At 73.2% G+C, this 15,702-nt stretch carries 16 protein-coding genes; 5 read left to right on the top strand and 11 right to left on the bottom strand.

What is annotated here, in order from left to right; translation table 11 throughout:
* From ACEPPI_RS13220 to ACEPPI_RS13205, 4 genes are all read right to left on the bottom strand, one after another.
* Window positions 1–1,062: a 3-oxoacyl-ACP synthase gene (locus tag ACEPPI_RS13220; RefSeq protein ID WP_373915422.1), complete on the bottom strand. Its 1,062-nt coding sequence runs from the start codon at window positions 1,060–1,062 to the stop codon at window positions 1–3.
* Window positions 1,059–1,943, bottom strand: a complete 885-nt coding sequence (locus tag ACEPPI_RS13215; RefSeq protein WP_373915421.1) for an oxaloacetate decarboxylase — start codon at window positions 1,941–1,943, stop codon at window positions 1,059–1,061. Before ACEPPI_RS13215 ends, ACEPPI_RS13220 begins: the two co-directional genes overlap by 4 nt.
* 38 nt (window positions 1,944–1,981) lie before the next feature.
* Window positions 1,982–2,779 (bottom strand): thioesterase II family protein, encoded by a 798-nt coding sequence (locus ACEPPI_RS13210; RefSeq protein WP_373915420.1) that lies wholly within the window; start codon window positions 2,777–2,779, stop codon window positions 1,982–1,984.
* Between the two features lie 75 nt (window positions 2,780–2,854).
* Window positions 2,855–3,136 carry a hypothetical protein gene (locus tag ACEPPI_RS13205; RefSeq protein ID WP_356225225.1) on the bottom strand — a complete coding sequence of 94 codons (282 nt, stop codon included), beginning with the start codon at window positions 3,134–3,136 and terminating at the stop codon, window positions 2,855–2,857.
* A 257-nt stretch (window positions 3,137–3,393) separates the two neighbouring features.
* On the opposite strand from ACEPPI_RS13205, the gene ACEPPI_RS13200 reads away from it, so the two are divergent.
* Complete coding sequence (locus ACEPPI_RS13200; RefSeq protein ID WP_373915419.1) at window positions 3,394–4,251, top strand: LuxR C-terminal-related transcriptional regulator; 858 nt, start codon at window positions 3,394–3,396, stop codon at window positions 4,249–4,251.
* Window positions 4,252–4,331: 80 nt separating this feature from the next.
* On the opposite strand, the gene ACEPPI_RS13195 is transcribed toward ACEPPI_RS13200, so the two are convergent.
* Together ACEPPI_RS13195 and ACEPPI_RS13190 are read right to left on the bottom strand one after the other, a co-directional pair.
* Window positions 4,332–5,249: a DMT family transporter gene (locus tag ACEPPI_RS13195; protein ID WP_373915418.1), complete on the bottom strand. Its 918-nt coding sequence runs from the start codon at window positions 5,247–5,249 to the stop codon at window positions 4,332–4,334.
* A 126-nt stretch (window positions 5,250–5,375) separates the two neighbouring features.
* Window positions 5,376–6,089 (bottom strand): alpha/beta fold hydrolase, encoded by a 714-nt coding sequence (locus ACEPPI_RS13190; protein ID WP_373915417.1) that lies wholly within the window; start codon window positions 6,087–6,089, stop codon window positions 5,376–5,378.
* Window position 6,090: 1 nt separating this feature from the next.
* Between ACEPPI_RS13190 and ACEPPI_RS13185 the strand changes: the two genes are divergently transcribed.
* The 3 genes from ACEPPI_RS13185 to ACEPPI_RS13175 all read left to right on the top strand — a co-directional run bounded on the left by ACEPPI_RS13185 (window position 6,091) and on the right by ACEPPI_RS13175 (window position 8,796).
* Entirely contained in the window at window positions 6,091–6,519 is a 429-nt protein-coding gene (locus ACEPPI_RS13185; RefSeq protein WP_373915416.1) for a MarR family winged helix-turn-helix transcriptional regulator, read from the top strand.
* 143 nt (window positions 6,520–6,662) lie between these two features.
* On the top strand, window positions 6,663–7,850 hold the full coding sequence (locus ACEPPI_RS13180; RefSeq protein ID WP_373915415.1) for an NAD(P)/FAD-dependent oxidoreductase: 1,188 nt from the start codon (window positions 6,663–6,665) through the stop codon (window positions 7,848–7,850).
* A 49-nt stretch (window positions 7,851–7,899) separates the two neighbouring features.
* Window positions 7,900–8,796: an RNA polymerase sigma-70 factor gene (locus ACEPPI_RS13175; RefSeq protein WP_373915459.1), complete on the top strand. Its 897-nt coding sequence runs from the start codon at window positions 7,900–7,902 to the stop codon at window positions 8,794–8,796.
* 34 nt (window positions 8,797–8,830) lie between these two features.
* Here the strand turns inward: ACEPPI_RS13175 and ACEPPI_RS13170 are convergent, their stop codons facing one another.
* From ACEPPI_RS13170 to gdhA, 3 genes are all read right to left on the bottom strand, one after another.
* A complete protein-coding gene (locus ACEPPI_RS13170) occupies window positions 8,831–9,613 on the bottom strand; it encodes a thioesterase II family protein (RefSeq protein WP_373915414.1) in 783 nt (260 codons plus the stop codon).
* Window positions 9,610–10,968: an AMP-binding protein gene (locus ACEPPI_RS13165; RefSeq protein ID WP_373915413.1), complete on the bottom strand. Its 1,359-nt coding sequence runs from the start codon at window positions 10,966–10,968 to the stop codon at window positions 9,610–9,612. Before ACEPPI_RS13165 ends, ACEPPI_RS13170 begins: the two co-directional genes overlap by 4 nt.
* Window positions 10,969–11,147: 179 nt before the next feature.
* On the bottom strand, window positions 11,148–12,497 hold the full coding sequence (gdhA, locus tag ACEPPI_RS13160) for an NADP-specific glutamate dehydrogenase (RefSeq protein ID WP_373915412.1): 1,350 nt from the start codon (window positions 12,495–12,497) through the stop codon (window positions 11,148–11,150).
* Window positions 12,498–12,744: 247 nt separating this feature from the next.
* Here gdhA and ACEPPI_RS13155 point away from each other — a divergent pair, with 247 nt between their 5' ends.
* Window positions 12,745–13,227 carry a DUF1772 domain-containing protein gene (locus ACEPPI_RS13155; protein WP_373915411.1) on the top strand — a complete coding sequence of 161 codons (483 nt, stop codon included), beginning with the start codon at window positions 12,745–12,747 and terminating at the stop codon, window positions 13,225–13,227.
* Between the two features lie 668 nt (window positions 13,228–13,895).
* Here the strand turns inward: ACEPPI_RS13155 and ACEPPI_RS13150 are convergent.
* Both ACEPPI_RS13150 and hflX read right to left on the bottom strand, forming a co-directional pair.
* On the bottom strand, window positions 13,896–14,078 hold the full coding sequence (locus tag ACEPPI_RS13150) for a DUF5302 domain-containing protein (RefSeq protein ID WP_266845177.1): 183 nt from the start codon (window positions 14,076–14,078) through the stop codon (window positions 13,896–13,898).
* A 186-nt stretch (window positions 14,079–14,264) separates the two neighbouring features.
* On the bottom strand, window positions 14,265–15,671 hold the full coding sequence (gene hflX, locus ACEPPI_RS13145) for a GTPase HflX (RefSeq protein ID WP_373915410.1): 1,407 nt from the start codon (window positions 15,669–15,671) through the stop codon (window positions 14,265–14,267).
* Window positions 15,672–15,702: the final 31 nt, after the last annotated feature.

Genomic DNA, 15,702 nt, shown 5'->3' with positions numbered 1-15,702 from the left:
TCAGTGGTCCCCCTGCCGGGCGGAGTCGTCGGCCTGCCGGGCGGAATCGGAGCCGGTCGCGGAGCCGGTCGCGGAGCCGGTCGCGGAGGCGGAGCCGGTCGCGGGGAGCTTGCGCAGCAGGACGCCGATCCGCACGCCCGGGACGCTGGAGGCGAGCAGGTAGTGCCCGCGGGGCCTCAGGTCCCCGGCCGCCTCCCGGTCGACGAGGTTGATCAGCGGGTCGGCGGCGAAGCAGTGGCCCACGCGTGGGATGTTGTCCAGGAAGAGCTGCTCGCGGGTGAAGCCGGCCTGGCGTTCCTTGAGGACGACCAGCGGCTTGTAGAGGTTGGCGTGGAGCACCCCCTGGATGTCGCCGATCTTCATCCCGGCCTCTTCCAGGATCTGCCGGTTGACCTCGCGGGCGAGGTCGGAGCTGATCTCGTTGGACCAGTCGAGACCGGCCGGGTCCTGGGCGCCGGCGCCCGCGACGATCTCGTAGGCGTCCGGGCCGAGGGGGTCGGCGCTGATCAGGCACGAGGCGGCGCCGTCGCTGAAGAGCGCGAAGTTCTCCATGCGGACGGCCTCGTCGGTGACCCGGTCGGCGGTGACGACCATGACCCGGCGGTACATGCCGGAGGCGACGTAGGCCTGTCCGGTGCGGATGCCCGCGAGGAGGTTGGCGCAGCGGCCGAGGGTGAGGCCGGTGAAGGCGGCCGCGCCGAGGCCGGTGGCGGCCAGGACGTTCTCCACGAACGCGCCGTGGGTGCGGGGGCCGCCGGGGAAGCGGGTGGAGCACAGGATGAGGCAGTCCACGTCCGCCGGGGCGGCGCCCGCGCCGTCGAGGGTGGCGCGGGCGGTCTCGGCGGCGAGGGTCTCCAGGGCCTTGGCGGTGCGGTGGACGGTGCCCCAGCCCCACAGTTCGGCACGGGGAGGCATGCCGAACGTACGGGCCCGCTCCGCCAGGCCGTCGACCGTGGTGTGGGCGGCGGGGAGTTCGCCGAGGACGTAGCGGGGCGCGGACAGGTGGACGGCGGGGGCCGCGGATAACGCGGAGGCGGCGGGTGACGCGTACGGAAGGCTCACGGTGCCGGATCGCTCTCTCGGTCGGCGGACGGGGCGGACGGGGCGGGGGCCAGGAGGGCGTTGGCCTCGGCGTAAGGGAGGGCGTCCAGGCCGAAGTCGAAGGTGCCGGACCCGGTGATCTCACGGGCGGCGCGGACGAGGGCGCCGAGGGCCGCTCGGGACAGGGCCGAGCCGGTGCTGACGCGGCGCACGCCGAGGTCCCCGAGGTCGGCGACGGACAGCTTGAGGGCGCCGGTCATCAGGACGTTGACGGGCCGGTCCACGGCGGAGCAGACCGCGCGGACGGACTCGGCGTCCGGCAGGCCCGGGGCGTAGAGCACGTCGGCGCCGGCGGCCTCGTACGCCTTCAGGCGGCGGATGGTGTCGTCGAGGTCGGGCAGGCCCTGGAAGAAGTTCTCGGCGCGGGCGGTGACGGTGAAGGGGAAGTCGAGTCCCTTCGCGGCCTCGACGGCGGCGGCGACCCGTTCCACGGCTTCGTCGAGCGGGCGCACGGGGTCCTCGTCGCGACCCGTGGAATCCTCCACGGAGCCGCCGACCAGCCCGGCGGCGGCGGCCAGCCGGATGGTCTCGGCGACGTCCTCGGGGCGTTCCCCGAAGCCGCTCTCCAGGTCGGCGGTGACGGGCAGGCCGGTGGCGTCCACGATCGCGGCGGCATTGTCCAGGATCTCGGCGCGGCTGACCCGGTTGGCGCCGTCGGGGCGGCCGAGGCTGTGGGCGAGCCCCGCGCCGGTGGTGGCGAGGGCGGCGAAACCGAGGGAGGCCAGGATGCGTGCGGTGCCGGCGTCCCAGGGGTTGGGGACGACGAAGGGGCGGGGACCGGTGTGCAGGTCCCGGAAGGCGACGGCGCGCCGGAGTCGGGCGGCGTCGGTGGTGCTGGTCATGGGTTCCTCGCAAGGGCTGGGGTGCGTCGGCCGGTTGGTCAGATCAGCTCAACGTACTCATCTCCGCTGCGGGTCGCCGCCGCGGCCGCGCGGGCCAGCGGGCGCAGGACGGCGGTGACGGCGTGCGGCCGGTCCTCGAAGTAGAAGTGGCCGCCCGGCGTCCAGTGGAGCTCCGGCTCGGCGGCGCACTCGCGGGCCCAGGGGCCGAGCGCGGCGGGGCTGACGTGGGGGTCGTCGGCGCCGTTGAGGAGGGTGAGCGGGACCGTGAGGGGGGTGTCCGGCGCGTAGCGGTAGCCGGCGACCATCCGGAAGTCGGCCTTCAGGTGCGGCAGGAGCAGTTCCTGTACGGCCTCGTCCTCGATCACCTCGGGGGGCAGTCCGCCGAAGAACCGGACGGCCTCGGTGAAGGCGCGGCCCTCCAGTGCGGCGGCCTCGACCACGCGGGGGGTCGGCAGCAGCGAGGGGGCGGAGCAGCCGGAGGCGACGAGGCCGGCGAAACCGCGGATGCCGTCGAGGCGTCGGGCGACCTCGAAGGCGAGGGCGGCGCCGAAGCTGTGGCCGAAGAGGAGGAAGGGACGGTCGGCGTCGGCGGCGAGGGCGATGGCGGTGGCGGCGCCGTCGGCGAGGGAGGCGAGGGAGGCGGGGGCGGGTTCGCGGAAGCGGTGGCCGCGGCCGGGCGGGCAGACTGCGAGGATCCGCGCGTCGGGGTCCATGGCGGGCTGCCAGTCGAGGAAGGTCCGGGGGTTCCCGCCGGCGTGCGGGAAGCAGTAGACGCGGGCGGCGGGGTCAGGGCCGGACGTGGTCTCGGACGTCAGGAACCAGGGCGAGGCAACCACGAGGATCAGCCATTCCTTTGCCGGTCGGTCGGAGGCGGGAGGGGAAGCAGTGCAGTACGGGGCCGTGGTGGTGGATCAATTCCAGCCAACGTCGTTGGTGGAGGTGGGCTGGGGGGTGGGGGTGGTGCCGGGCTGCGGGTTGTTCCAGCCGACGTCACCTGCGTCACCCGCGACGACGTGCGGGTTCGCGTTGTTCCAGCCGACGTCGCCGAGGCGCAGGTGGCTGACGGAGTCGGCCGTGGAGGCACCGTGGGCAAGGCCGGTGACCGCCGTACCGACGCCGAGGGCGATGCCCGCGGCGGCGAGAACCGCGCGGCCGCGGATTCCCGAAACGCGGCCGGCCCGACGAGTCACCATGTGGTTCTTCCCCATTTTGCCCAGTCCCCTCAAGTCGTTTCGCCTTCGGCCATTCCAGGAACGCCAAACCGAGGCGGGTTTCCGGCGGTGGTGATCTCCGGGGCGCCTTGTCGGTGTTCGTTCCTGCGGTGAGACCAAATCTCCCCTGCCGGGTCACGACGAGGTAGACCTACGATGGCTCCGGTTTACGCATTGCGGGAACCCACGGGGTCTCAACCGCCATAAACAGCTGCATACCGGACAGACAGGGGTGGCACGTGGACGTAGTTAAATACGTCAAAACCGCACAAAGCGGTGCACCTGAAGCGCTGTGCGCGGCTGCGGCGGGGGAACCGCAGGCGTTCTTGCGGGAACTCGCAACGCACCTGGGCCTGCTGGCGCAGGAAGCCGCACAGCAGGCGGCCCGGCCCACCCCGGCGCCCGCGGTGGAGTCCCGGCCGGACGAGGAGGTCGTGGGCCCCGGAGTCCGGTACCTGCACGGCCTGGGCAGCATCTCGACGGCGATCAACGAGGCACTGGGCGCGGTCCGCCGGGACATCCTCACGGCCCAGCCCGACGGGGCGCGGCCGAGCGCGGTACTGAAGGACGCGCTGGAATCCGTGCGCCGGCACATCTCGGCGGGGATCGCCATGCGGACCCTGTATCAGCACACCACGAGATTCGACGAGGCGACCAAGGAATATGTCCGCGCCGTAACGGAATATGGCGCCCAGGTTCGCACCCTGGAAGAATTCTTTGACCGTTTGATCATTGTCGACGATGTCGCCTTCATTTCGGCGAACGAGGACCGTACCACGGCGATCTCCATTACCGAACCGACTATCGTACGATTTCTTCGCGACACGTTCGACAAGGCCTGGGACCGGGCGAAGCCCTTTCCCTTCGTCCCGCTGCACGCCGCGAAGGCGGCCGACGAGGTCGTCCCGGCGATCCGGGAGTCCATCAGCCGGCTGCTGGTGGAGGGTTACTCGGACAAGGCGATCGCGCGCCGCATAGGCATCAGCGAACGTTCCCTCCAGGCCCACATCGCTGCGATCAAGCAGGACCTCGGGGCCCTGAACCGATTACAACTCGGCTACCTCCTGGGCCGCAACGAGGCCACCTACGTCCTGTGACCCCGGGAGGACCGGCGCCGCAGCCCACGCCGGTCTTCCCGCAGGACGGGACATCCCCCTCCCCGGGGAGGGGGATGCTCTCACTCGGGCACGCCCGCCGGGCTCGGGGCCGGCCGGGGGCGTCTGCGGGAGACGGCCACGCCGCCGAGGCAGATGGCGCCGCCCAGCAGGGTCAGCCAGCCCGGGACCTCGTCGAGGACGAACCAGGCGATGACCACGACGACGGCGGGCACGGCGTAGGTGGTCGCGCCCATCTTCCCGGCGGTGGTGCGCGACAGGGCGTAGGTCCAGGTGGTGAAGGCCAGGGCCGTCGGGAAGAGACCGAGGTAGACCATGTTGAGGGTGGCGGTGAGCGGGGCGTCGGGGACCTGGTCGATGAGCTGCCCGGCGAACGGCAGGGTGCAGACCGTGCCGACGAAACAGCCGTACGTGGTCACCTGGAGAGGGTTCGCGTGCTGCAGGGCGGGCTTCTGCGACACCACTCCGGCGCCGTAGGCGAGCGCGGCGACCAGGCAGAGCAGCACACCGGTGAGGGAGGAACTCCCGCCCTTGGAGGTGGACATCCCCACGACGGCCGCCCCCACGAAGGACACGCCCATGCCCGCCAGCAGCATCGGCGGGAAACCCTCCTTGAGCAGCCAGCCGCTGAGGAGGGCGATGACGATGGGGCCGATGTTGACCACCATGGCGGCCGTACCGGCATCGACCCCCTGCTCACCCCAGTTCAGCGTCACCATGTAGAGCCCGAACCAGAGCACTCCGGACGCCAGGATCCCGGGCCACGCCTGCCGCGACGGTGGTGGCACCCGTTTGACGAGCAGGACCACCCCCAGCGCGACGGAAGCCGTCAGCAGCCGCCCCAGCGCGAGCGCCCCGGGCCCGAAGTACTCGGCGGACGCGCGGATGGAGACGAATGCGGAGGCCCACATCACGACGGTCACGGCAGCCGCCGACAGGGCACGTTGATCGGTTCTGGACTCGCCAGCCGTTTGATCCATCCCCCGATGTTGGCAGGGATTGCCTTCTGCGGAGGGCGAGTTGGTGCGCATGCGCCACACCGGGGTCCACCTCCGGCCACCTCCGGCCCCGGCAGTGCGGGTGGTGCACGGGCGGCGCGTGAGGACTCAGGCGGTGGCGAGGAGGGAGCGGAGGCGGGTGGCGCAGGCCCGGGGGTGGGTGGTGTTGCCGTTGTGGCCGCCCGGGAAGGTGTGTATCCCGGTGCCCGTGAGCTCCGCCAGGGCGGTCGCGCAGCCGTGATCGAAGACGGTGGCCGGGGTGGTCGCGCCGACGGCGGCGAGGATGCGGGTCGTCGAGCCGGCCAGGGCGGCGGGGGCGAGGGTGTCCCGGGCGGCGGCGAGCACGTCGTGCTCCAGGAAATATCCGAAATTCGCGCGCCGGCGCTCGTCCATGGGCTGCGGGGTGAGGCCCGCCTCGGTCTCCTGGCGGACGGGGTCCATGCCGAGCGACCGGGCGACCTCGGGCAGGGTCGCGGCGAGCCCGGCGCCGCGGTAGAGCTCGCGGAGCCCGAGCGGCTCCGCTTCGTGCCGGACGCGTTCGGCCGCGGGCAGCAGGCGCGGGGCGACCGGCTCGTGGGCGACGAGGGTGGACACCTGCCCGGGGTGACGGACGGCCAGGTGCAGGCCGATGACCGCGCCCAGGCTGGATCCGAGCATCAGCGCCGGCTCGTCGGGGACGGCGGCCAGCAGCCGGTGGACGTCCTCGGCGTGCTCGGCGAGCGAGGTGGCCCGCCCCGGCTCCGCGAGCCGGCTGCGGGAGAGCCCCCGGCGGTCGTAGGTCAGGACGGTGAAGGCGTCGGTGAGGTGCGGGACCAGGTCCACGGTGCGGTCCGCGTCGCCCTCGCCGCTCTGCGAGCTGCCCGAACCGCCCGGCGGCACCGGCCGGTACGCCGGCGGCACCCGCTCCGTCGTCACCGTCGCCGGGGACATCGCCGCCCACCCGGACACCACCGTCTGCGAGACCGCGCAGCGCACCGGCCTGCCGCAGAGTCAGGTCTCGGGCGCCGTCGCCCGTCTGCGCGGGGCCGGCTCCGTCGAGACGGCGCCCGACCCCGCCGACCGCCGCCGGACGCTGGTGCGGCCCTCCCCCGTGGCCTCCGCACGCGTCACGGCCGTACGCGCCGCGGGCAGTTCCAAGGTCGAGGAGGCCCTCGCCCGCGCCCTGGGCGAGGAGGGCGCCGAGCGGCTCCCCGAGGTCACGCGGGCCGTGGAGGTCCTCGCCCGCCACCTCGCCGTCCGCCCCGGGCACTGACCGCGGTCGAACGCACCGGCCGCCGGTCGAGGGCACTCCCCCGCGCGCACCCCGCGAGGTGATCCGGCTCACAACGTGTCACAGCCGCGGTCCCACCGGTGTCTTGAGGCCGAACGACAAGGCCGGACCGAAGGAGAGACACCATGACTCAGCGCACCGAGGTGGTCGTGATCGGCGGCGGATACGCCGGCGTAATGGCCGCCAACCGCCTGACCGGGCGCGACGACGTGAGCGTGACGCTGGTCAACCCGCGCCCGGACTTCGTCGAGCGGATCCGCCTGCACCAGCTGGTGGCCGGGACCCACGACGCGGTCCTCGACTACCGCAAGGTCCTCGCCGGGGGCGTCCGGCTGGTGGTCGACAGCGCGACCCGGATCGACGCGGCCGCACGCACCGTGACACTGGCGACCGGCACTCCCGTCGCCTACGACCACCTCGTCTACGCGGTGGGCAGCGGCAGCGCCGACCCCCGCGTGCCCGGCGCGGCCGAGTTCGCCCACCCGCTGGCCGGCCTGGAGGAGGCGAGGCGGCTGCGCCCGCTCCTCGACGCCGCGCCCGCGGCGGCCCCGGTGACGGTGGTCGGGGGCGGCACGACCGGCATCGAGACCGCCGCCGAACTGGCGGAGCGGGGCCGCGCCGTGACCCTGGTCTGCGGCGGGCCGCTCGGGCCGTCCCTGCACCCCCGGGCCCGGCGCGCGGTGGCCCGGCAGCTGGCGAGGCTCGGAGTGACCGTGCTCGCGGGCCCCGACACGAGGGTGACGGCCGTGTCGCACGATGCCGTGCGGCTCGGCGACGGCCGCGAACTGCCCAGCGCGGTGACCATCTGGACGGCCGGATTCGGCGTGCCCGACCTGGCCGCCCGCAGCGGGCTGACCACCGACGCCCTGGGCCGCCTGCTCACGGACGAGACGCTGACCAGCGTGGACGACGTACGCATCGTCGCGGCCGGGGACTCGGCCGCCCCGTCGGACCTGCCGTTCAGGATGAGCTGCCAGGCCGCCGTCCAGCTGGGTCCGCAGGCCGCCGAGACGGTGCTCAGCCGGATCGCCGGCACCCGGCCCGAGCCCGTCGACGTGGGGTTCGCCGCCCAGTGCCTCAGCCTGGGCCGCCGCGCCGGCCTCCTGCAACCGGCCCACAAGGACGACACCGTCAAGAAGTACCACCTGGCCGGCCGGCCGGGCGCGCTGGTCAAGGAACTCATCTGCAAGGGCATCCCCTGGCAGCTGGGGTACGAGGCCCGCAGGCCCGGCACGCGCACCTGGTGGGCCAAGGACGAGAAGCGCCGGCAGCTGCTGCGCACCGAGCGCGAAGCGACGCCGGCCACCCCCTGAATCACCCGTACCGACCCGTCGACGACAAGGACCCCCTGTGGACGCACGCCTGAGCGATCATGCCGCCGGCCCGGCGACCGACACCTTCGTCTCCCTGCGCAACCTGCTCTTCACCGTCGCCTACGAGATGCTCGGATCGGCCGCCGACGCGGAGGACGTCCTCCAGGAGACCTGGCTGCGCTGGGTCGAGGTCGACCCGGCGCAGGTGGCCGACCACCGCGCCTACCTGGTCCGGATCACCACCCGGCAGGCGCTCAACCGGCTGCGCACGATGCAGCGCCGCAAGGAGGCGTACGTCGGCCAGTGGCTGCCCGAGCCGCTGCTCACCACTCCGGACGTGGCCGAGGACGTGGAGCTCGCCGAGAGCGTGTCGATGGCGATGATGCTGGTCCTGGAGACGCTCTCGCCGACCGAACGCGCCGTCTTCGTGCTCCGCGAGGTCTTCGACGTCGACTACGAGGAGATCGCGGCGGCCGTCGAGAAGACCCCGGCCGCCGTCCGCCAGATAGCGCACCGCGCGCGCCGGCACGTCGACGCCCGCCGCCCCCGCCGGGCGGTCTCCGCGGGCAAGGCGCGGGCGGCCGTGGAGGCGTTCCGGCTCGCGCTCGAAACCAGGAACCTCCAGGCCCTCCTCGACGTGCTCGCCCCCGAGGTCGTCCTGGTGAGCGACGGCGGCGGCGTCAAGCAGGCCGCGCTGCGGCCGGTCGTCGGCGCCGGGAAGGTGGCCCGCTTCTACCTCGGCGGCTCCGCCAAGGCCGGGTACACGGTCACCTGCGAGCTCACCGCGGTCAACGGCAGCCCCGCCCTCGTCGTACGCCTGGACGGGGAGATCGACGGGATCATGGCTGTCCGCGTGGAGGACGACCGCGTCAGCGGGCTCTACTACGTCCGCAACCCCGAGAAGCTCGCCCGCGTCACCTCGGAGACGCCGCTGACCCTCCGCTGACCCCCTCCACCCCGTGCGGTGGACCCCCGCGCCGTCAGCCGGACGCCGGCGCGGGGGCGAAGGACGCCAGGTCCTCGGCGACCGCGCGGACCACGTCCGCGTGCCGCTCCGCCAGGTAGAAGTGCCCGCCGGGGAAGGAGCGGAAGGTGAAGGCCGCCCCCGTCAGCTCCCGCCACCCCATGGCCTCCGCCACGCTCACCCGCGGATCGGACTCCCCGCACAGCACGCTCACGGCGGTGCGCAGCGGCGGCCCCGGCTCGTACCGGTAGGTCTCGACGGCCTTGTAGTCGCTGCGCAGCGACGGGAGGATCAGCTCCCGGAAGTCCGGGTCCGCCAGCAGTGCGGCGTCGGTGCCGGCGAGTGCCGTCAGCTGTCCGATCAGGGCGTCGTCGCCCTGGAGGTGCAGGCTCTCCTCGCGGTGCACGAGCGGGGAGCTCCGCCCGGACAGGACCAGGCCGCGCGGGCCCTCCCCCGCGCGTTCCCACCGGCGGGCGAGCTCGAAGGCGAGTACGGCGCCCATGCTGTGCCCGAACAGCACCACGGGCCGCTCCCGCCACGGCAGCAGCGCCCGTTCCACCCCGTCGACCAGCCCGGCCACCGTGTCCGGGCAGCTCTCCCCCAGCCGCTCCTGACGGCCGGGGTACTGGACGGTGAGCACCTCGGCGTGCGCGGCGAGGTCCCGGGAGAACGGGAAGTAGAAGGAGGCGCTGCCGCCCGCGTGCGGGAGGACGACGAGTACGGGCGCCGTCGGGGGGTGCGCCGTCGGGTGGAAGCGGCGGATCCAGGGGTCGCGGCGGGTGCCGGCGGGGGCGGTCATCGCGCTTCCTTGCCGAAGTGGTCGTCGAGCAGCAGCTTCTTCTGCGGCTTGCCCATGGCGTTGCGCGGTACGGAGGCCACGAAGCGGACCTCGCGGGGGCGTTTGTGGACCGACAGGTGGGAGGCGACGAAGTCGGTCAGTTCGGCGCCGGTGACCCCTTCGGCGACGACGAAGGCGACGATCCGCTGCCCGAGGTCGGTGTCGGGGACGCCGACGACGGCCGCCTCGCTCACCTTGGGGTGGTCCAGCAGGGCGTTCTCGATCTCGCCCGCGCCGATGCGGTAGCCACCGGACTTGATCATGTCGATGGAGGCGCGGCCGACGATGCGGTGGACGCCGTCGCTCTCGTCGACGGCCGCGATGTCGCCCGTACGGAACCACCCGTCCTCGGTGTACGCGGCCGCGGTGGCCTCGGGGCGGCCGAGGTATCCGGAGAACAGCGTGGGCCCGGTCAGCTGGAGTTCGCCGATCTCGGCGCCCGGCTCGGCGGCGATGCGGGTCCGGATGCCGGGGAGCGGGGTGCCGACGGTGCCGGGGCGCACCGCGCCGCCGGCCCGGCCGCTGACGGTGATCAGCGTTTCGGTCATGCCGTAGCGCTCGACGGGGCGGTGTCCGGTGAGGCGTTCCAGGTCCCGGAAGACGGGGGCGGGCAGCGGGGCGCTGCCGGAGACCAGGAGGCGGGCCCCGGACAGGGCGGCGGCGGCCGCCGGGTCGGCGGCCACGCGGGACCAGACGGTGGGCACTCCGAAGTACAGGCTGCCGCCCTCGGCGGCGTAGGCCTGCGGGGTCGGGCGGCCGGTGTGCACGAGGCGGCTGCCGGTGCGCAGGGCGCCGAGGACGCCGAGGACGAGGCCGTGCACGTGGAAGAGCGGGAGCCCGTGCACGAGGGTGTCCTCGGCGCTCCACTGCCAGGCTTCGGCCAGGGCGTCGAGGTCGGCCGCGAGGGCGTCGGCGGCGAGGACCACTCCCTTGGGCGGGCCGGTGGTGCCGGAGGTGTACAGGATCAGCGCGGGGTCCCGCGGCGAGGCGCCGGGAGCGGCGGAGGGCGGGGCGGCGCGCCGGGTGAAGTCGGCCTCGATCGCGACGGCGCCGGAGTCGCGCAGGATGTGGTCGCGTTCGGCGGGGCCGGCGTCGGGGGGCAGCGGTACGCAGGGCACCCCGGCGAGCAGGGCGCCGACGACGGCGGCGACGGTCTCCAGCGAGGCCGTCGCGGTGACGGCGATGGCGGGGGCGCCCGCGATGTCGGCGGCCACGGCGCCCGCCGCGCCCAGCAGTTCCTCGTACGAAGCGGTGCGGCCGGCGACGCGGATGGCGTCCGCCCGGTCGCCGTACGTCCCGTCCAGTGCGGTCAGCACGCGGCAACTCCCTGTCGGTGGTGGGGAACCCAGGCTACGTTCCCCACCTGACTCCCGGCCGAGCGGTCCCGCCCCGCCCCCGAGGGGTGCGGGGCGGGACCGCTCGGCCGTGCAGGACGACGCGTGGGAGCGGTGCCCGGTACCGGTGTCCGGGACCGCGCCCGGCGAGGGCGTCCTGCCTAGATGACGCCCTGGGCCAGCATCGCGTCGGCCACGCGCTCGAAGCCGGCGATGTTGGCGCCCGTCACGTAGTCGCCCGCGGCCCCGTAGCGGGCCGCCGTCTCGTGGGAGACCGCGTGGATCGAACGCATGATGCCCGCGAGCTCCTCCTCGACCTTGTCGCGGCTCCACGCCACCCGGCCCGCGTTCTGCGCCATTTCCAGCGCGCTGACGGCGACGCCGCCCGCGTTGGCGGCCTTGCCCGGTCCGAAGGCGACGCCCGCTCCCTGGAAGAGGTGGACCGCGTCGGGGGTGGTGGGCATGTTCGCGCCCTCCGAGACGGCCTTGACGCCGTTGGCGACGAGCGTGCGCGCGTCCTCGACGCCCAGCTCGTTCTGGGTCGCCGAGGGGAAGGCGACGTCCGCCGGCACCTCCCAGACCCGTCCGCCCCGCACGAAGCGGGCGGAGGGCCCGCGGCGGGCGGCGTACTCGTCGATGCGGCCGCGCTCGACCTCCTTGATCTGCTTGAGCAGGGCGAGGTCGATGCCCTTGTCGTCGACGACGTAGCCCGAGGAGTCGGAGGCCGTCAGCGGGTTGGCGCCGAGCTGCTGGAGCTTCTCGATCGTGTACAGGGCGACGTTGCCGGAGCCGGAGACCACCGCGGAGAGGCCGTCCAGCGACTCGCCGCGGACCGCCAGCATCTCGGCGGCGAACAGCACCGCTCCGTAGCCGGTGGCCTCGGGGCGGATCGCGGAGCCGCCCCAGCCCTGGCCCTTGCCGGTCAGGACTCCGGCCTCCCAGCGGTTGGTGATGCGGCGGTACTGGCCGAAGAGGTAGCCGATCTCGCGGCCGCCGACGCCGATGTCACCGGCCGGGACGTCGGTGTGCTCGCCGATGTGGCGGGACAGCTCGGTCATGAAGGACTGGCAGAAGCGCATGACTTCGGCGTCGGACTTGCCGTGCGGGTCGAAGTCGCTGCCGCCCTTGCCGCCGCCGATGCCGAGGCCGGTCAGGGCGTTCTTGAAGATCTGCTCGAAGCCGAGGAACTTCACGACGCCGATGTCCACCGACGGGTGGAAGCGCAGGCCGCCCTTGTAGGGGCCCAGCGCGCTGTTGAACTCGACGCGGTAGCCGCGGTTGACGTGCACCCGGCCCCGGTCGTCGGTCCACGGCACGCGGAAGATGATCTGGCGCTCGGGCTCCAGGAGCCGCTCGACGAGGCCGGCCTCGGCGTACTCGGGACGTGCGGCGAGAACGGGGGCCAGGGTGTCCAGGACCTCGCGTACGGCCTGGTGGAACTCGGGCTGTGCGGGGTTGCGGCGCTCGATGTCCGCCCGCAGTACGTCCAGCCTGTCCTTGGCGTCGGTCACGTCTGTTTCCTCTCCGATGTCTGTCGGGGGGCGTGCGGGCCCGGCCGAAGGAGCGTACCGCGCCCGGGCTGCGCCCCGGCAAAGCCTCTCCCAAGGCTCTGAACTGGGACTTTGGGCCGCGTCGGATATGTCGGGACGTGGCCGTCGGCGCGCCGTAGGATCACCCCGGACCGGCTCCCCGTCGCTTGGACGGTCCGACGGGGGGCGGCACGAGCACGGGGAAGAGGGCTGCGTGGAGACGGTACGGATGGCTTCGCTGATCGCGGCGGTGGTGACGACGGGGCTGGTGAGCGGGCTCTTCTACGGATTCGCGGTGGCGGTCATGCCCGCCCTGCGCGGTGCGGGCGACCGGACGGCCGTGGAGGTGATGCAGCGGGTCAACGTCTCGATCCTCAACGGCTGGTTCCTGGCCGGTTTCCTGGGCGCGCCGCTGTTCACCGGGCTCGCCCTGGTCCTGCACCTGCCCGCGGACGGGCGGGGGGTGCTGCCTCCGCTGATCGGGGCGTTCGTGGCGAGCGTCCTCGCGCTGGTCGTCACGGGGCGGGTGAACATCCCGCTCAACAACGCCCTGGAGCAGGCCGGCCCGGCGGACGCCCTGGCCGACCCGGCCGCCGTGCGCCGCGCGTTCGAGGGACCGTGGGTCCGCGCGAACGTGTGGCGCACGCTGCTCTGCACGGCGGCGACCGGTCTGCTGGCGTGGGCACTGGTCCTGTACGGACGGTCCCGCTAGGTCCTGGCCACCGTGTCCCGGCCGTGCAGGAGGAGGGCGCGACCCGGCGCCGCCCGCCGCGGAACTCGACGACCGCCGAGGCGGCCGAGGCGGCCGCGGCGAGCAGCGCGAGCAGCGCGAGCAGCGCGAGCAGCGCGAGCAGCGCGAGCAGCGCGAGCAGCGCGAGCAGCGCGAGCAGCGCGAGCAGGAAGACCGTGCCGAAGAGGCCTTTGCCGTCGATGGCGGCGTTGAAGTGCTGCATGGCGATGACGTACGTACGGTCGTCGGAGGCGGCCAGCCCCGGCATCACCGAGACCTCGAGGGCGAAGAACAGGCCCACCATCAGGCCGACCAGGACGGTCGCCGGCCCCAGCAGGAAGCCCGCCGCCCGGGTTCTTGCGCCGCCCCCGTATCCGCCACCGCGCGGTCGTGACCGTTCCGCTTCCATGGGCGTCCGGGGCGCCCCCGGGCCCGCGGAAAACCGGCGATCCGATTTCTTTTCCGGATCAACCCGATTCGCAATCGGCAAACGGAGTCCGAATAACGAGTGCCACACAGATCTTTATCATCGGATACTCCAGGCCAATTCCACTCTCCCTCGACCCAGGCTCCAACGGAATACAAAAAAGGCTGCCGCGATCCGATGCGCATCGGATCGCGGCAGCCTTGAGAAAACGACCTGGGGCGGCTCAGCCGGCCTTTCGGCGGAAGTTGCGGTTCTGGACGTTGGGGCCGTTGAGCCCGTTGATCTTGGACCGTCCTTCCAGGTGGGCCTGCTGCGAGCGGTTGGTGCGGACCTTGCGCTCCAGAGCCTCGCGGAACTTTCGCTTGCTATCGGTCTCAGCGGCGTGGTTTTCCGGCGTATCAGTCATACGTACCTCCTGAGCATTTTCTAGAGCCGTTTTAGTGTGACATCCCAGCGGCGATATGGCGACCCTCTTCCCCATCGGACTGAACAAATCCAGCCACCCTCCCGACTTTCCTCGAAGGGGAGATGTGGAAGGCCCGGCCGGCACGCCGGAAAGCGTGCCGGCCGGGCCGGTGGCGGGCGGGGTGGGTCAGGCGACGTAGCCGGCGAGTTCGGCGGCGAGCGCGGCGTCCACATTGGCCTTCAGGAAGGTTCCGCTCTCCTCGTGGCTCTCGGCGAGGATCTCCCCGTCGGAGTGGATCCGCGCGACCAGGTGGCCCTCGGTGTACGGGATGAGGACCTCGATCTCGGTCTCGGGGTGCGGCAGCCCCGCCTCGATCCGGGCCAGCAGCTCGGGAACTCCCTCCCCGGTGCGGGCGGAGACGACGACGGCTCCCGGCTCGGCCGCCAGCAGCCGCTCCAGGGTCTGCGCGGAGGCGGTGTCGGCCTTGTTGACCACGACGACCTCCGGCACGCCGGCGCCGCCGACCTCGCCGACGACGGCGCGCACGGCCTCGATCTGGGCTTCCGGGTCCGGGTGCGAGCCGTCGACCACGTGCAGGATGAGGTCCGCCTCGGCGACCTCCTCCAGGGTGGAACGGAAGGCGTCGACGAGCTGGTGGGGCAGGTGGCGGACGAACCCGACGGTGTCGGCCAGGGTGTAGGCCCGCCCGGCGGGCGTCTCGGACCGGCGCACGGTCGGATCGAGGGTGGCGAACAGGGCGTTCTGGACGTGGACCTCGGCCCCGGTGAGCCGGTTGAGCAGCGAGGACTTGCCCGCGTTGGTGTAGCCCGCGATGGCGACCGAGGGGACCTTGTTGCGGCGGCGCTCCTGGCGCTTGAGGTCGCGTGCGGTCTTCATCTCGTCGATGTCCCTGCGCATCTTGGCCATCTTGTCGCGCAGCCGGCGCCGGTCCGTCTCGATCTTCGTCTCGCCGGGGCCGCGGGTGGCCATGCCGCCGCCCCCGGCGCCGCCGCCGCCCATCTGCCGGGACAGCGAGGCGCCCCAGCCGCGCAGGCGCGGCAGCATGTACTGCATCTGCGCGAGCGCGACCTGCGCCTTGCCCTCGCGGGACGTGGCCCGCTGGGCGAAGATGTCGAGGATCAGGGCGGTCCGGTCGACGACCTTGACCTGCACGAACTCCTCCAGCCGGACCAGCTGGGAGGGGCTCAGCTCGCCGTCGCACACCACCGTGTCGGCACCGGTCCGCTCGACGATCTCGCGCAGTTCCTTCGCCTTCCCCGAGCCGATGTAGGTGGCCGGGTCCGGCTTGTCGCGGCGCTGGATGACTCCGTCGAGCACGAGGGCGCCCGCCGTCTCGGCGAGGGCGGCCAGCTCGGCGAGGGAGCTCTCGGCCTCCGCGGCCGAGCCGGAGGTCCACACTCCGACCAGCACCACGCGTTCGAGGCGGACCTGACGCTGCTCGACCTCGACGACGTCGCGCAGTTCGGTCGACAGGCCGGCGACGTGGCGCAGTCCGGTCTCCTCCCGGGCGTCGATGGCGTCGGCGGCGCCGATGGGGCGGGTGGTGGTGCCGGGCTGCTCTGTGGCGGTCATGCGCTTCCTCTCAGAAGGGGTGGGTGGGGTG

It is taken from the genome of Streptomyces sp. AB3(2024), from assembly GCF_041862025.1.
GTDB lineage: Bacteria > Actinomycetota > Actinomycetes > Streptomycetales > Streptomycetaceae > Streptomyces.
Note: the sequence above shows the minus strand (reverse complement) of the source record. Positions and strands in the feature narration are given on the sequence as shown.